Below are 21,102 nucleotides of genomic sequence, written 5' to 3'. Positions count from 1 at the left end.
ACAGGACCCGAAGACGAGCGAGACTTGCAGTCCGGCATGGACACCAAGGAATCCACCGACGAGCTTGCGGAGTTTTGCGCCAACGCAGAGCTCCTGTCGGAGCTGGCCGTCGACGAGAGACAGAACACACCCACGTGGGAGTCCTGCCGACGGGTTTTGGCTTCGCTAGGCCTGACCCGAGGTTTTCTGATGGAGCTTGCCAACTCGGACCTGGCTGGCGAGGCCGATGCTGCCCTTGCATTCGCCCAGGCGATGACGACTTACCGGCGCGCGCACGACCAGATGGTGGTCGCCAACCTGAAGCTCGTCTACTCCATCTCCAAGAAGTATCTATCCAGTGGTCAACCTCTCGACGACCTGCTGCAGGAGGGAAACATAGGGCTCATCAAGGCAGTGGATCGATACGACTGGCGCAGAGGCTTCAAATTCTCGACCTATGGGACCTGGTGGATTCGCCAGCATGTCGGGCGCTTTGTGGCCGACAAGGGCAATACCATCCGCCTTCCCGTACACGTGTACGAGAAAATCAGGCGGATCGCGCAGACTGCCAAGGACTTCGAGCTCCGCCATGGACACACCCCAACTCTCGAAGAAATCTCCGCGCTCGTCGAGATGCCCGTTCACAAGGTCGATGCCCTCGTCCGCATGGATCTGGAGCCACTTCCTCTCCATGAGCTGCCTGACATAGACAACCTCATCGCTGTCCACGCCCAGGAACAGTTCGCTGTCCGCGATGCCGCTGAATTTGTCGAGGATATCCAATTCGGCGATTCTGTAGATCGCTTCCTGAGCACACTAAAGCTCAAGGAAGCGAATGTTGTGCGCATGCGCTATGGCATCGGTCTCCTCGACTCGATGACGCTTGAAGAGGTTGGAGCGTGCTACGGCGTGACACGCGAACGCATTCGGCAAATCGAGGCCAAGGCCCTTGGGCGGCTCCGGCACCCGGTGCGCCTCGAACAGTTCTTGACCGAGGTCGGTCTTAGTCCAGCGTCCGAGCCCGAGCAGCGGGCACTCATCCCAGGCGGTTCGGCCGTGGCTGACCACAGTACGGCGCCGAGACCATGAAAGCGGCCACTCCTGAGCGCATATGGCCAAACAAGGATTATTGGCGATGAGCAGCAAGACAAGAAGCGCGCCGCCGCACGCAATGGCGATGCTCGAGTCCCTGCGGGGGCTCGGCTATTCTGCCGGCGCGGCGTTGGCTGACATCATCGACAACAGCATTTCGGCCGGCGCCACCGAAGTTCGGCTCGACTTCGCCTGGGAAGGCGCTCACAGCAGGATCACTATCCTTGACGACGGGCGTGGCATGAGTGATGCCGAGCTTGAAAGCGCCATGCGCCTGGGCGAGAAGAACCCCCTGGACGCACGCTCGGCGCAAGACCTCGGGCGCTTCGGCATGGGTCTGAAAACCGCATCCTTCTCGCAGTGCCGCCGGCTCACCGTCGCCACAATAAAAAAAGGGGCCACAAGCTGCCTGCGGTGGGACCTCGACGAGCTCGCGGCCAATCCCGATGGCGGCTGGCTCCTGTTCGAGGGGCCGGCGCAAGGATCAAAGCCTTTCGTCGCGGGACTGAAAGGCAAGACGGCGGGGACCGTCGTGCTGTGGGAGACGATGGACCGCATCGTAACCGAGGGCTACACCGCCGACGACTACTTGGCTCTGACGGTCGAAGTCGAGGCCCACTTGGCGATGGTGTTCCACCGCCTGCTGCGAGGGCCGAAGGCTCGGCTCAAAGTGCTCTTGAACGGACGCGCAATCGCGCCATGGGACCCGTTCATGTCGGGACACGCGGCCAAGCCGTGGACCTCCCCCGTGACCAAGCACGCCACCGACTACGGCTCGGTCGCCGTGCAGTGCCACGTCTTGCCCCACCGCGACAAGCTGACCACTGCCGAGTTTGAAGCCAACGGCGGCCCCGCAGGCTGGACTGCCCAACAGGGCTTCTACGTCTACCGCAACGAGCGACTCTTGGTCGCGGGCGGATGGCTTGGCCTTGGCAACTCGCGCGCGTGGAACCGCGAAGAAGCGCACCGCTTGGCGCGCATCCGCCTGGACATTCCCAACACGGCCGATGCCGATTGGAAGATCGACGTTCGCAAATCCACGGCCCGCCCGCCCGTGTCGCTGCGGCCTTGGCTGACGCTCTTGGCCGAGAACACTCGCGAGCGCGCCCGCCGGGTGTTTGCCTATCGCGGAACGCCGACACCCACGCAGGGCAACACCCCCATCGAGCAAGCCTGGCGCGTCGAGCGCGTGAAGGACGGCATGCGGTATCGGATCGAGGAGGCGCACCCGTCCGTGGCGGCCGTTCTAGGCAGCGCCGGGGACTTGGCGCCGCTGGTCAAGGCAATGCTTCGAGTCATCGAAGAGACGGTGCCCGTGCAGCGCATATGGCTCGACACGGCCGAGCAAAAAGAGACGCCCCGCACTGGCTTCGCTGGCGAGCCGCCCGAGGCAGTCGTGGCGGTGCTGGGCACTTTGTTCGCCGACATGATCGGCCGCAGAGGCATGAGCTTGGAAGCGGCCAAGCGCGCGCTGCTCTCAACTGAGCCGTTTCAGAACTATCAGGGGCTTGTCGCAGGGCTTGGAAGCCAGGGCGAGCCCAAGCGCAAAAAGACATAGAACAGGGAGACCGAATGCCAAATTTCAGCACCGCGACGGCAACCGCCGTCAGCATCGCGCAAAGCCTGTTGGTGGCCGAGAAGGACAAGGGGCCGATTACTGCCAACCTCATCACGGAGAAGGTGAACATTGCCGCTGCCGTGGTCGCGCCGGGCAACGAGCATTCCATCGACACGGCAGCAGCCATCTCCGAGCTGATTCGCCGGTTCAGCCTTTGGATCGGGCAAGACACGGCCATGGCGGACATTACGGGCCACGAGGCTTGGCTTGGTGCGGCCCGCAAGAAAGATTGGCGCTACTGGCCCCGATACCAAGACATGCTCGAACGCAGCATGTCGTCCACGGCGGTCGACGCCGTGAACGTGTCAACCGACCGCATCCTTGGCTTGATGGAAGACCCGGCGCGACCCGGCACATGGGACCGCCGTGGCTTGGTCGTGGGCCACGTCCAGTCGGGCAAGACCGCCAACTATTCGGGGCTGATCTGCAAGGCGGCCGACTCGGGCTACAAGATCATCATCATCCTGGCGGGCCTGCACAACAACCTGCGTTCGCAAACGCAGATTCGGCTCGAAGAGGGCTTTCTCGGCTACGAGACCTCGGCCACGGGCGACATCGTGAAGCTCATCGGCGTCGGCGAACATGGCCGCGACTTCGAGATCAAGCCCAACTGCGCGACCAACAGGACCAACACAGGCGACTTCAACACCAAGATCGCCAAACACCTTGCCATCACGCCCGAGCAGCGCCCATGGCTCTTCGTGGTCAAGAAGCACAAGGTCGTGCTTGAGCGGCTTCTCAAATGGGTCAGGGGGCATGTGGCCGACGCCACCGAGGCCGAGACCGGCAGGAGATTCGTCTCCAACCTGCCGCTGCTTTTGATCGATGACGAGGCCGACCACGCCTCGGTGGACACCGGAGAACAGCACATCGGCGCCGACGGCAAGCCCGACGAGGACCATGAGCCGAAGGCCATCAACAGCAGGATTCGCAAAATCCTCAACACCTTCGCCAAGAAGGCCTATGTCGGCTACACGGCCACGCCGTTCGCCAACATCTTCATCCATCGCCAGAACGCCACGTCCGAAGAAGGCCCCGACCTCTTCCCGCAGTCGTTCATCATCAACCTCGCGGCGCCGTCCAACTATGTCGGCCCAGCCCGCGTCTTTGGCCTGCGGACGCCCGAGGGGCGCGCCGGCCTGCCGCTGACCCGCGTCTTCAAGGACCACGCGAGCGAGGACGGGCTCGACGGTTGGATGCCGCCCAAGCATCCGAAGGACCACGCGCCGGCCCACATGGGCCAAGACATGCTGCCGCCTTCGCTGCGCTCGGCCGTGCTCTCGTTTGTCCTCGCGTGCGCGGCCCGCGAGGCGCGCGGCCAAGGCGCCAAGCACTCGTCCATGCTCGTGCACGTCACCCGATACACCCTTGTTCAAAAAGAGGTGCATCGCCAGGTCGAGGACTTCGTCAAGAAAATGAAGCTGCGCATCACGCGCGAGATCGACCACCAGGCGTTGCTCGATGAGTTGCGGGAGCTGTGGGAGACAGACTTTGCCCCCACGACCGAAGCCATTGCCCATCAGCTCACCGAGTCCGAGGAGCCCCCGGCGCCCATGCCATGGGCCGACGTTCTCGCCCAGCTCCCCGACGCGCTCTCGGACATCGACGTGCGCATGGTCAACGGCAAGGCCAAGGACGCGCTGGACTATGCGGAGGACGGCCCGAAAGGCTTGAAGGTCATCGCCATCGGCGGCGACAAGCTTGCTCGCGGCCTCACGCTCGAAGGGCTCTGCACCAGCTATTTCGTTCGCACGACGAAGATGTATGACACCCTGATGCAGATGGGCCGTTGGTTTGGCTACCGGCCCGGCTACATCGACTTGTGCCGCCTCTACACCACCGAGGAGCTTGTCGAGTGGTTCGGCCACATCGCCGACGCCTCCGAGGAACTTCGCGAGGAGTTCGACACGATGGCCGAAAGCGGCGCGATCCCACGCGACTATGGCCTGCGTGTCCAGTCGCATCCGGTGCTGCTGGTGACTTCGCCCTTGAAGATGCGGACGGCGAAGAACTTGCAACTGTCGTTTAGCGGCGAGCTGCTCGAAACGGTGTCGATGCACAGCGACGACAAGATTCTTGGGCAGAACCTCGACGCGACAAAAAAACTCATCGCCGCATGCGGCAAGCCGCATGAGACTGACCCCAAGCGCATGCGTGGCGGCCTCGAGCAGCGTTGGGATGGATTCCTTTGGAATGGCGTCTCGGCGGAGGCCATCGCGGAGTTCTTCGAGTCGTTCATAACGCACCCTAAGGCTCGCAAGGTCAACAGCGCGCTGCTGCGCGACTTCGTCCGCTCCATGGCCGCCACTGGAGAGCTGACCTCGTGGACCGTGGCGTTGCTTGGCGGCGGCTCGGGCGCCGCCCACACCTTCGCGGACGGACTCACCATCGGTGCAATGACCAAGCGCACGGCCGACAAGGACATCACAGACCGATACGCGATTGGGCGGCTGCTGTCGCCGCGCGACGAGGCCATCGACTTGGACAACGCGGCCTGGACCGCTGCGCTGGCGAAGACGCAAAAGGCATTCAACCCTGACGCCGGCCGCCAGAAGGACGGCGTCAAGCCCAGCATGCCTGAGGTTCCCAACGGCCCCTCCATCCGCCAGATGCGCGGCAGGGGATCGGAAGCCGATGGCGTGGCCCCAGCCCGAGAGCGCGGCCTCTTGCTGCTCTACCCGCTGGACCCGCAGCAGTCCGGCAGCGAGGCGCTTGCCGGCCGGACCGATCCGGTCATGGCCTTCGGCGTCAGCTTCCCCGCGAGCGACTCCGGCGTGAAAGTCGAATACGCGGTGGACCACCTGCTTTGGACACAAGAATATGGCCCAGCCGATTGACGACATCGAGCTCGCGTGGAGCTCGCTGCGCGACAGCGCGGACACCTCGGGATGGCGCAGCATCTCCATCGCCACCGTGGGCTCGTGCTCCTTGAGGGCCGGGCGCAGCTTCCCCGACAAGAGCGAGGCTCTGCTCGCGGGGTTCGCATCCTCGACGGTCCCTGCCGCCGAGAAGCTGCCCGAAGGTCAGGGCTTCACCGTGGCGCGTGTCGATCCCACCGGCGACGGGATGACGTGGCTCGCCCTGACGCGCAACCCGCATAGCAGCTTGGAGCTGTTCGGCGCGATGGTCGCCGACGTGGTCAATGCGATGGGCCACGAGTCCGGGGCCGACGAGCAGCGGCTGCTGCGCATCTTTCTGGGCCGAATCCGGGCGTGGCAAGAGTTCATGCGCAAGGGCGCCCAAGCGCTGAGCCCCGAGGCCGAGGTCGGCCTGATTGGGGAGCTCACACTGCTGAGGGCGATCATCGAGACCGGAGCGCTGCAGGCCCAGGCCATTGAATCCTGGGTGGGGCCGCTCGACGGCGTTCAGGACTTCGAGATCGGCGCGGGCGCCATGGAGGTCAAGGCCACGCTGTCGGCCGCCGGCTTCCCCGCCAAGATCGGCTCGCTCGAGCAGCTCGACGACTCCACGCGCCAGCCATTGTTTGTCGCCGCGGCGAGGCTGCGGCAAACCGACAGTGGCGTGAGCCTGCCCGAGTTTGTCCAAGCGATGCGCGTGGCGATCAAGGGCGATGCGGAGGCCGAGCGGCTGCTCTCCGAGCGCCTGCTCGCGGCTGGCTATTTCGATGCGCACGCCGACCGCTATCCGCGTCGGTTTGCGCTGGCTGGAATCCGGGTCGTGGAAGTCGGCGAGGGCTTCCCGCGCCTGACCTCGGGCACTGCGCCAGCAGGCATCATGAGAGCCATGTATGAAATCGACCTCGACAAGGCGCCTGGCGACAACGTCGGCGTCGAGGGCGCATTGAAGAAACTGGGAGCAATCTAAGAATGAATTTGCCTGAATTCCTGCGCGAGACGCAGACCGCCGTCCGTTCGCAGATGCGAGATGGCGCGCTGTATGAGGAGCTGGTGTTCTCCGGCATCGTGATGGACCACATGTCGGACATCGGCATGACGTTCGAGCCCGTCGAATGCCACTTCGAGGGCAAGGTCGGCAACGCCAACTTGCGCCTGAGCGGCTATTCGCTGTCGGAGGAAAACGACCAGCTCGACTTGTTCGTGAGCCTCTACGCCAATGTCGATGCGCCCACGCCTGTCCCGGACGCCGAGACCAAGACCGCCGTCGAGCAGTGCCTGCGCTTTCTGACGCTGTGCGCCGAGGGCAAGATGGCGCCCAAGCTCGATCCGTCCAGCGACGTGCGCTCGCTGGCCGAGACGCTGCAGGCCATCTACGACGACTTGGAGCAAATCCGCGTCTACGTCATCACCGATCGCGTCGCCAAGTCCAAGAGCTTCAAGACCCGCGACATAGGCGGCAAGGCCGTGCGCCTGGAAGTGATGGACATCGAGCGTCTGCATCGCCACTGGTCCGAGGGTAAGCCGCGCGACGAGCTGGTGGTCGATTTCACCGAAGTCTCAGGCGCACCCCTGCCCTGCGTGTTCGTGCCTGGCGAAAACGATGACTACGACTACGCCCTGACGGCCATCCCGGCCGAGGCGCTGCGCTTGCTCTACGAGAAGTTCGGCGCGCGCCTGCTTGAGGCCAATGTGCGGTCGTTCCTGAGCGTCAAGGGCAAGGGCGTCAACGCCGGCATCCAGAACACGCTGCGCTCGGCTCCCGAGCGCTTCATGGCCTACAACAATGGCATCGTCATCGTGGCCGACGAGATGCGCCTGGGCAAGCCCGGCGACGGCTCTGCCGGCATCGCCTGGCTCAAAGGCCTGCAAATCGTCAACGGCGGACAGACCACCGCGTCGATCTACTTCGCCAAGAAAAAGTATCCAGACACGGATCTCAGCCGCGTGCGGGTGCCCGCCAAAATCATCGTCATGCGCGCCCAGGACTCGGCCAAGGAAGAGGCGCTCGTCTCCGACATCTCGCGCTTTGCCAACAGTCAGAACGCCGTACGGCAATCGGACCTGTCAGCCAATAAACCCTTCCACGTCGAGATCGAGAAACTCTCGCGTTCGGTCTACTGCCCCGATGGCGTGGGCCAGTGGTTCTACGAGCGCGCCTCAGGTAGTTACAACACTCTACTGGCCCGCGAGGGAACCACGCCAGCCAAGCTCAAAGCGTTGAAGGAGGCCATCCCGCCAGCGCGCCGCATCACCAAGACTGACTTGGCTAAATACATCACAGCCTGGGACAAGAAACCCGACATCGTCAGCCTCGGCTCGCAGAAGAACTTCGACAAGTTCATGGCGGGCCTGACACCGGCAGACGGCCAAGAAGCGCCACTGCCCAGCGTCGCAGACTTCAAGGGCATGATCGCCAAGGCCAAGATTTACCGCGACGCGCAGAAGCTGTTGCGGCCGATGTTCCAGGCCTTCCAGGCCAACGTGACCGCCTACACGGTGTCGCTGGTGGCCGAGAGGCTCGGCCATCGCATCGACCTCGAGCGCATCTGGGCAAAGCAGGCGGCGTCTCCCGAGCTGCTCGCGCAAATCGCCGTGTGGGCAAAGGAGGTCAACGACGTGCTGCACTCATCGTCCGGCGGCAAGATGGTGTCCGAGTGGGCCAAGAGGCCCGAGTGCAAGGAGGCCGTGATGAGCGCTAGCTATTCGGCCCCGGCCACCAACATCCCGGAAGTGAAATAGGTCAATATGCAAGAGCCTGGGTATCGCGGCCAATACGCCCTTCTCGCGATTTGAACGAGATCTTCATCGCCACGCACGCCCGCTTGACTGCTAAGCACGCGGAGTACTGGCGAAAGTACGCGAGGAAAACCCGACTGCGTCACGACGAATCGCTCATGGCAACCCGAGCGCAACCGGGCCAGGAGGAAGGCCGCAAATGGCAGACAGCTACCCGTAGATCGTAAGGATCCACTCGACATCTTCTCCATGAAGCACATGCCTGAAGCAAATGACGCCGCGCAGCCGGCGGTGAAACTAGAGTTGCCCAACGACGCGCAGACGCTGACCGACGTCGTCTCAGAGTTCTTGCCCGCTGTCTCCTCGGGTCGTGAGTTTGCAGTTGACGTCCCACTCCCCTCCGTCGGGAGTTCGAACTCGCATCTGGATCTGGCCGATGACTATCTAGACGCGTCCCTTATCGCCGAGCGTCTCGGCGCCTATGCGACACGACGATCAATGTCGTGGATGAAGGTCGAGCACTCGAATGTGATCCGGCTTGAACTTGACAGCTACGACCCGCATGCCATGGCGCAGGAACTCGCGCGGATGGCGATATTCGTCGATTATCCCAATTACGAGACCGATGGTCTGCGCGGCGAATTCGAGCAGGTCTGGGAGGCTCGATACGACTACGAGGAATCCCTGGAACAGAGCGAACTCCTGTTCCCCGAGATAGCCGATCACTACGTCGGCAACCTGATCGCGTCGTATGGGGAGTGGGAGGATCCCGAGGCGCTAAAGGAGCATTTTCAGCGCCACCCGGAACGGCGGTATGGCTTCTTCGTCACTAGGTCCATCCGCGCAGGTGGCGGGGCCGTTCTTTCGTCGGATAGCGAGTTGATCCTACCGGCGGACGCATTACTCGCGGAGGTGCTCGAGAGCACGGGTTACAGCGGTGAAGCGCTCATGCCTGCACGGATGGTCATGACCGAGCAAGAAGCCAGTTTCATTGGCGGGCACGTAGTTGTCGGTGTGCCATCAGAGCTCGTCACTCAGGCGATCGCCTGCGGCGACGAGTTTGTTCGACGTACGCAGCCCGAGCCGGACTCGTATGACCTTATTGCCTTCCGAGGGCGGGTCGGCGGTTCCGATGGCGAGCCGTCAGCCTGGGTCGGCGACTTGTCGGGGTTTGCCGCACTCAGGTGCTCCGGGTTCACCATCGTCTTCTTTAGCGAACACCAGCACCCCACCCCAGGACGCGCTGCTCAGGCCGAGGCCCTGCAATCTCTGGCAACAAGTCTGCACGATGGTGGGGCGGCCAAGTCGGCGCCCGATCTTCCGTGGGAGATTCTCGACGATGAGCTTTTCGAGCAGCTTTGCTGGGACTACCTGTATGCATCGCCGGACTTCGATCGAGACCGGCTGGAGAAGATCGGCAAGTCACGCTCGCGCGATGGCGGACGGGACATCGTGGCCTGGACGAAACACGCCTTCCCTTTCTATCGTCCCCCCGTCAAGTGGGTCTTCCAGTGCAAACATATCCGTGCTGATGACTCGCTGACGCCAAAGCACATCAAGTCCATCGGCGATGTGATCGAACAATACGATTCAGGGGGGTACGGCGTGATGACCTGTGGGTACATCGACGCCACTCTCCACGACAGGGTCGATTCAATCTGCGAGAAGCGCGGCGTAGAAGTGCGCAAGGTCGATCGCTTTCAACTTCAAGCTTTTTTGTCGATGCGCCCCCATCTAGTCGATAAGTATTTCCGGGTGCGTCGCCCTGTGAAGGGCTGAGCCGAGCGAGCCTCGGACGAGCTGTATTTCGTGACCACCGTCGCTTGCTGAGCGTCTACGGGACAAGGGAACTCTAGTCCAGGGGTAAACAAATCGGCGCAGCGAAATGAGTCACAATGGGCACGACATTCGGGCTCCACCGAATGTTGTCAGATGCAGCGTTCGGGGCCGGGCCGCCTTGGGCTTGGCGATCACTGCTACGACGGGTTCACCCTGACCCTGAGATTTCATGTTCGTCGAACCCTGACACGGCGCGCTGCCTTTTCGGTATAAACCCATGGTTGATCTCGTCTCCCCCGCCGACCGCAGCCGGATGATGGCCGGCATCCAGGGCAAGAACACCAAGCCCGAGCTGATCGTCCGCCGGATGCTCTTTGCCTCGGGCTACCGCTTTCGGCTTCATCGGCGCGATCTGCCTGGCGCTCCCGACATCGTGATGTCGGGACGCAAGGTGGCCGTGTTCGTACACGGCTGCTTCTGGCACATGCATGAGGGATGCCGATTCGCCAGGATGCCGGCTACGCGGCCAGAGTTCTGGAAGACCAAGCTCGAGGCGAATGTAGCGCGCGACCGCCGCGCGGTCGAGAATCTGCGAGCACTCGGCTGGCGGGTGCTGTGCGTCTGGGAATGCTCGACGCGCGACACGGAAGCCGCCGCGGGCCTGCAAGCCGCCATGAGCTCGTGGATCGAGGGTGGCGAACCCTTTGGCGAAATCGGCGCGCCGACGCGAGGCTGAGCATGGCCGAGTCAGCCGTCGAAGCACTCAGAGCTCTGGCAGATGCCCACTTGTCGGCGATCCTGCAGCGGCTGCCGAGCGACCGCCTGGGCAGGTTCATCTTGTTCATCGAGGTTGTCCGCGCGATGGACTACCGGAGCATCACCGCCTATCCAGACAGCGTAAAAGACGCGCAAACCGAGCAGTCTCTGGACTTGATGTATTGGGGATGGAACAGGGCCGTCGCAGAGCTCTTCGAACCGCTGGATCAGCCCGGCGCGTTCCCGATGATGGAGAGCACGCGCGAGTCTCGCGGCTTCGCCGCCGGCCTCATGCAAGAGTTCGGCAAGGTGTCGCTCGCGCGCCGCTTGGCCGACATGGGCGAGCGCGGCATCATGGAGATTACCCGGGACAGCGAAGACTTCCGCATGCGCATGACCGAGGACGCGCGCGCGCAATTCGCCGACTTCGTAGAGTCTGACCGCCTCAAGGCTTCCGAGGCCCGATTGCCATCGTCAAGCGCCGGCTGGACGATGGCCTCCATGCGAGATGCCATGCGCTTCCCCGCCATGCCAGGCAACTACGTGGCGTTGGCCAACGCGCCGGTGAGGCGTTGGCTCCGGCCCGACATCGAGGAGCTCATCAAGCCGCTCGTGAGGCCATGGGACACAGGCTATGGGGTGATGGTGGCCTATGACGCCCGCATCGAGGTAGACAAGCACTACATGGCCGAGGCTCTGGCTCTGGCGACGCCTTGGCGCGAGGACTCTGGCATCCATCCCGACGCAAAGCTGGGCTCCATCACCGGCGGCGACATTGCCGGCATCGGCGCAGCGCTCATCAGCCTCCACGCCAAGCACTTCGGCTGCGTTTCGGTCGCCAAGAAGCTGTTCTCTCAAGTGTCGGTCCCGCAGAGCCTGACCATTTGGGGGCCGAAGGATGCCCTCGAAGAGTCGATCTCTTTCATGAGCGGCAGGCCTGAGCACGTGGTCCGTGCCGCTTTCAATGCTCTGGCGATGACAGCGGAGCAAGCCAAGAAGCTTGCAGACCATTCGACGCCCTTGATCCCTTTGCTCTTCGATCTGGGCAATGGGTTCATCTTGCGGCCGGTGTCGTGCCTCACCCGAAATCCTTTCACTGCCGCCAAGACCCAGCATCATTGGTTGGACCCGCGGACAGAGCACGCCATCGCCGCCGACCGCGAGGAGTGGATGCGCGAGCATCTCTATGGGATGTTCGGCGGCAAGCGATACATCCGCTTCCCTGGGAACCTCAAACTCCGCCGCGGCGGCGCGGTCCTCACGGACATCGACGCGATCATCTACGACAAGCAAACCGGCGACGTGGGCCTTTTCCAGTTGAAGTGGCAGGACTATTCGACCAACGACGTGCGCCAGCTCCGCAGCAAAGCCGCCAATCTCTCTGCCGAGCTGGTGGACTGGTCGGGCAAGGTCAAGTCATGGCTCAATGAAAATGGCGTCTCGGCGCTCGACATGTCGCTGCGGTTGAAGCAAAAGCGAGGCGAGGCCGCCAGAAGCACGCTGCTCTTCGCCATTTCAAGGTCGTCGGTCCGCACGCAAGGCTACGGCGTCAAGACGGAAGCGCCCGGTCTGGCGATGGCGACGTGGCCGCAGTTTGTCCGCGCGCGCATGGAGATTGGCCCTTCCGCTTGGTCCATGCGCGATGTTCACGAGCGCCTCATCGAAGAACACGCGCGGGTTCCCAATGTCCAGCCGCTGCCGGCCGCTTTGAGCATGACGGGCTCGACGCTCCACATTCACGATTTGTGGAATCGGACTGACGACGACGAGAGCTCGGGCGATGCCGGTGAAGGGTCCGTCCGCGCGCTATAACGGGCCATTGGTCGAAGCTGAGACGGCGGCGCCAGGCGTATGCCATTCGCACGACTTCTGCGATGACAACATGGTCATCTACGCGGCCTTCCTTCGCCACGGGATGGACCCAGCAAGCGAAGGCGGCATGAGTTGCACGGCGCGTTGTGGAACCAAGCGTGGAACCTGGCCAAGTCGCGGGACTTTCGAGTCGAGTGCTGAGGCTGCGCTCGCCGCCTACTTGCGCGGCGACGACATGAAGGCGTAGATGATCTCAGCGATCTGCTTGGCCAGCAGTGGCGGGACCGCGTTGCCGATCTGCCCGTATTGCTCGGTGCGGTTTCCCTCGAAAAAGTAGTTGTCGGGGAACGTCTGCAGGCGGGCTGCCTCGCGGGCCGTCAGGCTCCGGCACTGCGCGGGGTCCGGGTGGATGTAGTAGTGCCCATCCTTCTTGATGTGTGCCACCACCGTGGACGAAGGATGCTTGCCCATCTGCACGCGGAAGCGATCCTTGAACGGGATCGTCTCTTCGTCCACGTTCACATGGTCGGGCAACAGCCTTGGCGGGAAGTTGCGAAGGTCCGGGGCGTAATTCTGGGTCGCGGCGAAGCAGGCCGCGAACATGTAGCGGTGCAGGTCCGACCGCATGTGGCTGCGCGTCTCGTGTTGCAGCACGCCGCCGACCTTGGAGTCCAGATACCACTCGCGCAACGCCTTGGGCATGGCCTCACCCGGCTCTACTGCCATGGGGATGAAGGTTGAGCCAAAAGTGGTTTGCTTCTCGGCCCGCTTGATGAACTTCTCCATGGCCGTCTCGATGACGCTACGCAGTGGAATGTGCCAACCTTTGAGCGATTTGGGCGACTCGCGCACCGCCTCAATCCAAGCCTCTTGCGAATCGGGCTCCTTCGAGAGCCGGCTGCGCAGCGGGGGCAGGCCAGCCAAGGCGGCACTCACGCCCACCTTCTTTTTGACCTTAGTGAGAAGGAAGCGCTCGGGGTTCTCCGCGAACGCTGGAGTCGCCGTCGCCACGTCCGAGCGAATGCCGAAGAGGATGACCCTGTGGCGGCTCTGCGGGATGCCGTGGTCGTCGGCCTCGATCACATAGTCGTTGGGGTCGAGCTCCTCCCCTTCGGTCTTGTGGACCACCAGCGAGCGGACCTCGTAGCTGAGGTTCCCCCGCGGCGATTTGAGGTCGGCGAGGATTTTTTCGAAGATGCGCTTGCCCGAGTTCGTGGAGTTGAGCATCCCCTTGACGTTCTCCATCACGAATACGGCGGGGGCAAACTCCTGGATGATCCGCAGATATTCGGTGTAGAGGAAGTGCTTGGCGTCGGCCTCGAACTTCTTCGGGTCCTTACGGCGCAGGCGCGACCGCCCCGCCATCGAGTACGCCTGGCACGGGGGGCCGCCAATGAGCACCCAGTCGGTCTGCGTACCCAGAACCTCTCGGATCCAACCGTCCACCTCCTTGGCCGGCGTAACGCCGAGTTCCGCGCAGCGCGCCTCCCTGGCGGCGTGTTCGGCAGCATCCTTGATATCGGGGTGGTCAAGGAACGCCTCGCGGGTGATCTTGCCGCGAACGTAGTCGTAGTAGCAGTCGGGGACCTTGCCCTTGGGGAACTTGCGGAAGATTGCCCGCAGCAGCAGCGTCCGATGGGCGATCGGGTCCTTCTCCACGGATACTTTGACGGAGAAACGCCGCGCGCCATTTTCGTCAAGGATGGACGAAAATCCTTCGCATAAGCCTCCTGGCCCGGCGAACAAATCGATCACCGGAATCTCACTATGCCGCGACATCAATTCCCTTTCTCGCTTCAATTGAAGTATTTGGAAACGCACCCGGTGCAGTGAAAAAGGGGCGCCAACCGGAGGCCCGGATCCAATGCGAATTCACGCCATCTTCTTGCGAATAGGCACGACTTTCTTCTCGGAGCTCCGCAGACTATCCAGGTAATCAGCCCACGCCTGCATTATCTTTTTGCGCTCTGGCAGGTGTGCGGTGCGATTGTAGGCACGTCCCAGCGGATCGCGCACCGCATGCGCAAGTTGGTGCTCGATGTAGTCGGGGCGGAAGCCCAGCACCTCATCCAAGACGGTGCGCGCCATCGCGCGAAAGCCGTGACCGACGATGGTCTCGCCGTCGAATCCCAGGTTGCGCAGGGCAGCATTGATTGTGTTCTCGCTCATCGGCCTGTCTGAGCTGCGCAAGCCAGGGAACACGTAGTCGCTGCGCTTGGTAAGCGGCCACAGACCCTGCAGCACGGCCACGACCTGGCTGGACAGTGGAACGATATGCGGGGTTTTGGTCTTGCTGGTGACGTAGCGCCACTCGGCGGCATCCAGGTCGATATCGGCCCACTTGGCATGCCGCAGCTCGCCGGGACGCACGAAGAGCATGGGAGCAAGTTTGAGGGCTGCCTGCGTCACCGCGGCGCCTTGGTAGGCCCACAGTGCGCGCAGCAGGTCGCCAATCTGCTCGGGGTCCGTGAGGCTGGCGAAGTGCCTGGTCTGGGGTTGCTCCAGGGCGCCGGCCAGGTTGTCAGCCGGGTTCCTTTCGGCGCGGCCCGTGGCAATGGCGTAGCGGAACACTCGGCCGGCATGGGCACGGGCCCGATGAGCAGTCTCAATGATGCCCCGCTGCTCCAGCTTCCGCAGGGCAGCCAGCAGGATGGGTGCGCTCACATCGGTGATGGGCATGTCGGCAATGGACGCCAGATCTTTCTCGATCAGCCGGCGCTCGCGCTTGACCGAGCCGGAACTCAGGCCTTCCTTCGCGCGCTTGGTCAGCAGCTCCAGTCCAATGGCGCCGAACGTGGTGTTCATGCGCTCGGCCTGGACGGCTCGCTCGACGCGCGCGACATGGGCCGGGTTGGCTCCACCCTTCAGCAGCACGCGCAGCTTGTCGCGCTCCGCGCGTGCCTGCATCAGTGACATGGCCGGGTATTCGTCGATGGTCACGATGCTTGGCTTGCCGGCATAGCGATAGCGGTAGCGCCACGCCTTTGAGCCGGTGGGGCGCACCTCTATGCACAGGCCGTTCGAGTCGGCCACTCGAAAGGCGGTCTCTCTAGGTTTCAGCGCGCGAAGCTTGGCGTCCGTGAGCATGTGAGTCAGACAGTTGTGAGTCGGAGCGACCCATTGTCGCTCCACGACTCACAGCCTGACTCACTTTATTGCCGGATGCAACTGGACACTATTGGACTTCAGCGGACTGTAAGCGGCTATTTTTAGGTAATTTCCTGCAAGACCCGGACCAATCCGGATATCCCTGGACTGCTTTTTGGTGGGCCCACCAGGATTCGAACCTGGAACCAAAGGATTATGAGTCCTCTGCTCTAACCGTTGAGCTATAGGCCCTGAAGGCGTTTCAGGCGGTTTTGCGCGATCGCCGTTGCAATTTCGGTGTAACCCTGCGGCTTGTCAGTCGACTCTGGAGGGCATCCATCGCGTCCCGCATTGAAGCGGCGTGAGTGTACCGTTCCGCCATGGCGCGTGTCTTCCATCCGCCCATCATCTGGATCGTCGCCGCGTCGAGGCCGGCATGCGCTGCGTTCGTGGCTGCGGTGTGGCGCATCGTGTGCGGCGTGACGTGCTTGGCGATGCCGGCGCGCTGGACGCAACGGGCGAAGATGGCGTTCATCTGGTATGCCCTGCCAGACTTCGCGCGCGGCGAGGCGAACAGGAACGCTTCGGGCTCCATGTCGGCGATCACCTCGCCCAGGTAGTCGGCCAGCAGCTGCGGCATCGCCTGCTCGCGCCGGCCGGCCTTGTCTTCGCGGATCCAGAGAATACGCCGCTCCACGTCGACGTCGGCGGCGCGCAGGTTCAACGCCGCGCTGTGCCGCAGGCCGGTGTAGAGCGTCACCATGACGAAGCGGTGCGCCAGGTCCGACTGGTCCTCCGCCGCGGCCGAAAGTAGCCGCTGCGACTCGGCCGGCGTCAGGTACACCAGCTTGCCCTCCGGCTCGGCCTGGCGCGCCAGCATCGGCACCGCGGCGAGCAGCTTGCGCCGGCGCATCGTGTTGAGCATGTGCAGCAGCGCCGATCGCTCCCGGTTGATCGTCGCCGGGCTCGCACCCTCGCCCTTGCGCTTCGCGACGTAGGCCATCCAGTCGTCGTCGGTCAGGCGCGCGGCCTGCTTCTGGCCCAGGTGCGGGACCAGGTGCTGCTCGAATCGCATCCTCTTCGCCACCAGGTCCCGCCCATCGTGCCCCGCCAGATATGCGAGGTAGTCGTCCGCAGCCTGGGAAATGCTCAAAGCGCGCGCCTGACGGCTACCCGCTACTCCATGTGCGGCGGAGCGCTTGGCGGCCTTCAGCGCACTCACAACGTCTTCGGCCTGCGTGCGGGTGTAGCCCTCCGACTCCAGGCCGACTACCTGGTGGTGCCGCCGGCGGTTGACCATCACGTTGACCGACCAGCGGCCGTCCCCGCTGCTGGTGCGCGTGTAGGTGATGCCGTGCTCGCTCAGCGACTGGCCAGGCTGCAGGCCGCGCATGCCGGCACGCGTGAGCTTGGCGAAGGCGGTCATTTCTTCTGCCCGATCCTCTCGTACTCGTCGATGTCCAATTCGAGGCTCCCCAGCACCGAGAGCGGCTGATCCCAGCTCTCGATCACTTCCTTCATGTCTTCATTGAGACGATCGCGATGAGCCATGAGTCTGGCCAGAGCGCGCTCAACCTGACGGACGTAGTCCTCGGGTGCGACGCCAGGTTCCCGTATCTCCGCCAATGTTTTCTCGTGCGACTGGATCTCCTGCTGAACCAAGCGAAGCTCTTCCGTTCGGTTCGCGAAAGTGACGGTCTCCAACGAGTCGAAGCTCGTCGCCAAGCGCCTCGCAACCTCAGCTTCGAGGGTCCTATTGGCATGTAGTGCCGCCTGAGTAAGGCGATCCTTCAATTCAGCGGGAAGCGCAACGCGCCACTCAAAGGACTCTTCAAGGCGCGCCACGATGTCCGCGTTGACGGATCGCGCGGCCGTGTCTGCTGCCGCCTCGATCCTGCCGCGCAACTCCGGGGGGAGCCGGACACTGAAGTTTCCTGCTCTCTCCTTCTCGGGCTTGGGCGGCCTTCCCGGCTTCTTCTTGGGAGCTTGAGACATGCGATTTCTGCAGAGTTGGACGCGAACGCAAAGATAACGCAAAAAACCATTGCTATCCACAAAAACCAGTAGTAGGCTTTATCTGCGTTCGCATTGTAACGCATAAACAAGAGCCCACACTCATGACCACCAAACCATCCGAACTTGCTGCAAATCGCCTCAAAGGACCCGAGGCCGCCTCTTATCTCGGCCTGAGCAACTCGACTCTCGAAAAGATGCGCCACGAAGGCCGCGGCCCACGCTACGTCCGCTTGGGCGGCCGGGTGTTCTACCGCCGCGCCGACCTCGATCAGTACCTCGAGGCGGGCGTCGTGGAGACGACCGACAGCCGTGCCCTCGCCGGCTGAAGAGAAGCGGCCCGCCCGGTTGCACCCGGAACGAGCCGCGGAAGCCACCCCGAACCCTCTCACAGGACGAACTGACCATGCAGAGCATACAGCTCACCGAAACCCGCACGACACGTTCGCCGAGGCCAGGCCCGAACACCCCGTCGCGCCAGGAGATCGCCGCGGCCATCTCCGCCAGATTCGACGCTCAGCGAGCGGCCCTGGCCTCCAAGTACGCCGACCAGCTGCAGGTCCTGGACATGGGCCGCGCCGCAGTCGGCAAGCTGACGTTCAACCCGCTGCACAAATGAAAACGGCTCGAGCGCGCCAACGCCCAAGCCGTCAAATCACAGACCGAACCCTCACGAGGAACGACCATGACCGCAACGATACACCAATTTTCGCCGGACGTAGATCGCCTGCGTCTGCTGCAGAACGCGCTTGACACCAACTCCGCCGGCCTTTTCTTGATGCGGCTTTACTTCGAGCGCCTGGATTGCTTCGGCGAACACGATAGCTACACGAAAGCGTTCGAGATGGTCACCCGCGCGATACGAGAAAGCGTCCGAAGAGACAGGGAACTCTATGACGGAAGCGACATAGAAGCGCAGATGGAAAGGCTCAAGTACCTGAGCAGGATCGACGCGCATAGCGCGCACTCCAGCGGCACGCTTTCGCACGCGATCGTGGTGCAGTTCCCCGCAGAGCGCATCGTGCGTCGGCGCAAAGCGAAGAAGCTGGCCGTGCTGCCCACCGATCAGCCGTTCCGATTTTCCAAGCGTGCTGCTGATGCGCAGCCCGCAATCACCCAGGACCGGGAGAAAGCCAGATGAGCTACCGCCCCATGCGCTGCCTCACGGCTCGCCAACTGCGCGACGTGCCGCGTGCCCAGGTCGAGCGCTGGCTCGCCAGCACGAAGGCCGCGGAGAGCGCCCTGGACACGCTCATCGGCATGGGGTGCAGCGCGCCCCAGTACGCCAACGACCGCGCCGTGTGCGAGCACAACCGGCGGCTGCTGACAAAGCAGCTGTCGCGCGTGGCGGCCTGATCAGGAAAAGGCGATGAGCGATGCCAAGGTCAAGCACATCCACGAGCGGAAGCGATCGCAAATCACTGGCCGCGGCAAGGGCCCGCCGTTCTTGTCGATCGAGCACCGAATCGCCGATTCGGCGGAGTTCGGCAATCTCGGCGGCAACGCCCTCAAGCTGCTGCTGGAACTGGCCAGGCAGTACCGACCAGGCAAGAACGGCGACCTCAGCATCCCGTGGTCGCTCCTGCAGCAGCGCGGATGGCGCAGCAAGGCCACTGTGCACGCCGCAAAGCAGGAACTGCTGGCCGGCGGCTGGATCATCGAAACTCGGAAAGGCGGCAAGCACGCGTGCAGCTTGTACGCCCTCAGCTACTACTCGATCGACGAATCCGACAAGCATATGGAACCGGCCACCGCTGTGCCTCCAAATCTGTGGCAGCAAAAACGCGCGGCGTAGTCGCTATGTGGGCCAATCAGGTCGCTATGTGGGCCAATTGCCTATTGAATTAGCCCACATGGCGACCTCTGAGGTCGCTATGTGTACCAGTCGAGCGGTTATCCACAGGGGTTTGAGGTCGCTATGTGTACACCCTTCTAGATATCTACCATGGGGCACTGCTTTTGCTGCTGCTCCCCGCTCTGGATTACCGCTCCAGCACCACGGCGGCCAAATCGGCAAGCGATCGACGAGCGTTCGGCGAACGGCGATGCGTTCGCAGTGCGTTCGCAGTGCGTTCGCATGCTAGATCGATGCGTTCGCATGCTACGAGCAGGAAATCGGCTGCTACTAGCAGGCGCGCGGCTCACTGCGCACTCAATGAGCGCTCACGAACCCTTCGGAGCCCCTTCGGAAAGCCTTCCCCGAAGGCTTCCGGGAAGGCTTGCGGCAACCCCGGCGCCCTGCGCGCGCCGACTGGGCAGCACCAAGGTGACGGCGCTCCCCGTCAATCAGGCGGCCGCGGCGCTGGGCGTTCCCTGCGGCACGCTGCGGCGCTGGCTGCGCGAAGGTTGCCCGGCGGTGACCCGGGGACGGCGCGGCCGCGGCCCAGCGCAAGCCATGATTGCGGCGGATCGGGCGGTGTCGGGTCCTTCGGGAACCACCGGTCAGCAGCCCAGGTGAGCAAGGGGATGAGGTTGGCGGCAAGGGCTAGATACTCGAAGAGGTCGTGCATAGCGGCGTCCGGCTCGGTCTGGGTGAAAGGTCATCCTGAGCGAGCTGTGGGAGCGGTCAACGGGCGAGGTCTTGGCTCTGGGCCTTCGGCAATCCAGCGCGCCGCGGTGCATGGAAGGCCACACCATGCACGTAGCATCGCTGTCGGCATCCGTTGGCGCGCGCCCCCAGGTTTTGCCGCCAAGTGCGCGCGCGCGCGAGGAGATCACCAGAAGGTTCGCAGGCGTTTTGCAGACGTTTCCGCAGGCATCGCGCACGCGCGCGAGGAGATTGACATGATCGACCCCGAAAAGCTTGGCACGTTCAACCTCAGCGACCCCGAAGACCGGGCGCGGTTCGATCGCATCCACACGCCGCGCACCGGCGACCGGCTGTCGTCTTCCCTTCGGCGAACGCTCGACGAACTGCTGGCCGGCTGGAATCAGCCTGCCGAGGTGATCCAGCGAGAGCGCGACCTCGTGGAGCGCAGCCTCGCGCACATGGACGCCATCGAGGAGCAGGCTGGCGGCGCGCTGGCGGCCCTGCACCATCCGCTGATGGCCGTGGCCATGGTCCAGGCATCCGCCGCGGTGCAGCTGCTCGCCCGGGAGCCATACGTGCGCGCTGCCCGCGCTGCGATCGAGGCCAGGGCAGCAGGCGGCAGAGCCAAGGCACGCAACAACGGCGCGCCGCCTGGTCACGCGGCCGTGGTCAAGGCTGCTCGTCGCCTTCAGGCCGCAGGCGAGCCAGACCGCGACCTAGTCAGGCTGCTGGCGCAGGAGTTCCGATACTCGGACGACACGATACGGCGGGTGTTGCAGAAGAACGGCGTGCTGCCGGCCAGCAGGAGCAGGAACCGCGCCTTCTAAGCACATGCGGTTTTC

At 63.4% G+C, this 21,102-nt stretch carries 18 protein-coding genes and 1 tRNA gene; 14 read left to right on the top strand and 5 right to left on the bottom strand.

Annotated features, from left to right (window positions below; translation table 11 throughout):
• Window positions 1–36 precede the first annotated feature (36 nt).
• The 8 genes from KHF85_RS03280 to KHF85_RS03245 all read left to right on the top strand — a co-directional run bounded on the left by KHF85_RS03280 (window position 37) and on the right by KHF85_RS03245 (window position 12,630).
• Window positions 37–1,068: a sigma-70 family RNA polymerase sigma factor gene (locus KHF85_RS03280; protein ID WP_284568514.1), complete on the top strand. Its 1,032-nt coding sequence runs from the start codon at window positions 37–39 to the stop codon at window positions 1,066–1,068.
• Window positions 1,069–1,114: 46 nt separating this feature from the next.
• Window positions 1,115–2,629 carry an ATP-binding protein gene (locus KHF85_RS03275; protein WP_284568513.1) on the top strand — a complete coding sequence of 505 codons (1,515 nt, stop codon included), beginning with the start codon at window positions 1,115–1,117 and terminating at the stop codon, window positions 2,627–2,629.
• A 14-nt stretch (window positions 2,630–2,643) separates the two neighbouring features.
• Complete coding sequence (locus tag KHF85_RS03270; RefSeq protein ID WP_284568512.1) at window positions 2,644–5,526, top strand: Z1 domain-containing protein; 2,883 nt, start codon at window positions 2,644–2,646, stop codon at window positions 5,524–5,526.
• Window positions 5,510–6,514: a PD-(D/E)XK motif protein gene (locus KHF85_RS03265; RefSeq protein WP_284568511.1), complete on the top strand. Its 1,005-nt coding sequence runs from the start codon at window positions 5,510–5,512 to the stop codon at window positions 6,512–6,514. The genes KHF85_RS03270 and KHF85_RS03265 overlap by 17 nt, the downstream gene beginning before the upstream one ends.
• A 2-nt stretch (window positions 6,515–6,516) precedes the next feature.
• The gene (locus KHF85_RS03260) at window positions 6,517–8,286 is read left to right on the top strand and encodes an AIPR family protein (protein WP_284568510.1); all 1,770 of its coding nucleotides are present in this window, start codon (window positions 6,517–6,519) and stop codon (window positions 8,284–8,286) included.
• 246 nt (window positions 8,287–8,532) lie between these two features.
• Window positions 8,533–10,062 carry a hypothetical protein gene (locus KHF85_RS03255; protein WP_284568509.1) on the top strand — a complete coding sequence of 510 codons (1,530 nt, stop codon included), beginning with the start codon at window positions 8,533–8,535 and terminating at the stop codon, window positions 10,060–10,062.
• A 277-nt stretch (window positions 10,063–10,339) separates the two neighbouring features.
• A complete protein-coding gene (locus KHF85_RS03250; RefSeq protein WP_284568508.1) occupies window positions 10,340–10,798 on the top strand; it encodes a very short patch repair endonuclease in 459 nt (152 codons plus the stop codon).
• A gap of 2 nt (window positions 10,799–10,800) precedes the next feature.
• Window positions 10,801–12,630 carry a hypothetical protein gene (locus tag KHF85_RS03245; protein ID WP_284568507.1) on the top strand — a complete coding sequence of 610 codons (1,830 nt, stop codon included), beginning with the start codon at window positions 10,801–10,803 and terminating at the stop codon, window positions 12,628–12,630.
• Window positions 12,631–12,846: 216 nt separating this feature from the next.
• On the opposite strand, the gene KHF85_RS03240 is transcribed toward KHF85_RS03245, so the two are convergent.
• From KHF85_RS03240 to KHF85_RS03220, 5 genes are all read right to left on the bottom strand, one after another.
• Complete coding sequence (locus tag KHF85_RS03240; RefSeq protein ID WP_284568506.1) at window positions 12,847–14,385, bottom strand: DNA cytosine methyltransferase; 1,539 nt, start codon at window positions 14,383–14,385, stop codon at window positions 12,847–12,849.
• A 117-nt stretch (window positions 14,386–14,502) separates the two neighbouring features.
• Window positions 14,503–15,717: a tyrosine-type recombinase/integrase gene (locus tag KHF85_RS03235; protein ID WP_284568505.1), complete on the bottom strand. Its 1,215-nt coding sequence runs from the start codon at window positions 15,715–15,717 to the stop codon at window positions 14,503–14,505.
• 176 nt (window positions 15,718–15,893) lie between these two features.
• Window positions 15,894–15,969 (bottom strand) — tRNA-Ile (locus KHF85_RS03230).
• Window positions 15,970–15,979: 10 nt separating this feature from the next.
• Complete coding sequence (locus tag KHF85_RS03225; RefSeq protein ID WP_284568504.1) at window positions 15,980–17,143, bottom strand: tyrosine-type recombinase/integrase; 1,164 nt, start codon at window positions 17,141–17,143, stop codon at window positions 15,980–15,982.
• Window positions 17,140–17,712: an Arc family DNA-binding protein gene (locus KHF85_RS03220; protein ID WP_284568503.1), complete on the bottom strand. Its 573-nt coding sequence runs from the start codon at window positions 17,710–17,712 to the stop codon at window positions 17,140–17,142. The genes KHF85_RS03225 and KHF85_RS03220 overlap by 4 nt, the downstream gene beginning before the upstream one ends.
• 122 nt (window positions 17,713–17,834) lie before the next feature.
• Between KHF85_RS03220 and KHF85_RS03215 the strand changes: the two genes are divergently transcribed.
• The 6 genes from KHF85_RS03215 (at window position 17,835) to KHF85_RS03190 (ending at window position 21,087) form a co-directional block, all read left to right on the top strand.
• Window positions 17,835–18,059 (top strand): helix-turn-helix transcriptional regulator, encoded by a 225-nt coding sequence (locus KHF85_RS03215; RefSeq protein ID WP_284568502.1) that lies wholly within the window; start codon window positions 17,835–17,837, stop codon window positions 18,057–18,059.
• Window positions 18,060–18,136: 77 nt separating this feature from the next.
• A complete protein-coding gene (locus KHF85_RS03210) occupies window positions 18,137–18,349 on the top strand; it encodes a hypothetical protein (protein ID WP_284568501.1) in 213 nt (70 codons plus the stop codon).
• A gap of 66 nt (window positions 18,350–18,415) precedes the next feature.
• Window positions 18,416–18,871, top strand: a complete 456-nt coding sequence (locus KHF85_RS03205) for a hypothetical protein (RefSeq protein WP_284568500.1) — start codon at window positions 18,416–18,418, stop codon at window positions 18,869–18,871.
• A complete protein-coding gene (locus KHF85_RS03200) occupies window positions 18,868–19,086 on the top strand; it encodes a hypothetical protein (protein ID WP_284568499.1) in 219 nt (72 codons plus the stop codon). The genes KHF85_RS03205 and KHF85_RS03200 overlap by 4 nt, the downstream gene beginning before the upstream one ends.
• 13 nt (window positions 19,087–19,099) lie before the next feature.
• Window positions 19,100–19,525, top strand: coding sequence for a hypothetical protein (locus KHF85_RS03195; RefSeq protein WP_284568498.1), 426 nt, complete (start codon window positions 19,100–19,102; stop codon window positions 19,523–19,525).
• A gap of 989 nt (window positions 19,526–20,514) precedes the next feature.
• Window positions 20,515–21,087, top strand: a complete 573-nt coding sequence (locus KHF85_RS03190; RefSeq protein WP_284568497.1) for a hypothetical protein — start codon at window positions 20,515–20,517, stop codon at window positions 21,085–21,087.
• Window positions 21,088–21,102 lie beyond the last annotated feature (15 nt).

Origin of the sequence: Xanthomonas graminis pv. graminis, from assembly GCF_030168915.1 — a bacterium.
Classification (GTDB): domain Bacteria; phylum Pseudomonadota; class Gammaproteobacteria; order Xanthomonadales; family Xanthomonadaceae; genus Xanthomonas_A; species Xanthomonas_A translucens.
This window is presented reverse-complemented; position numbering and strand designations above follow the sequence as displayed.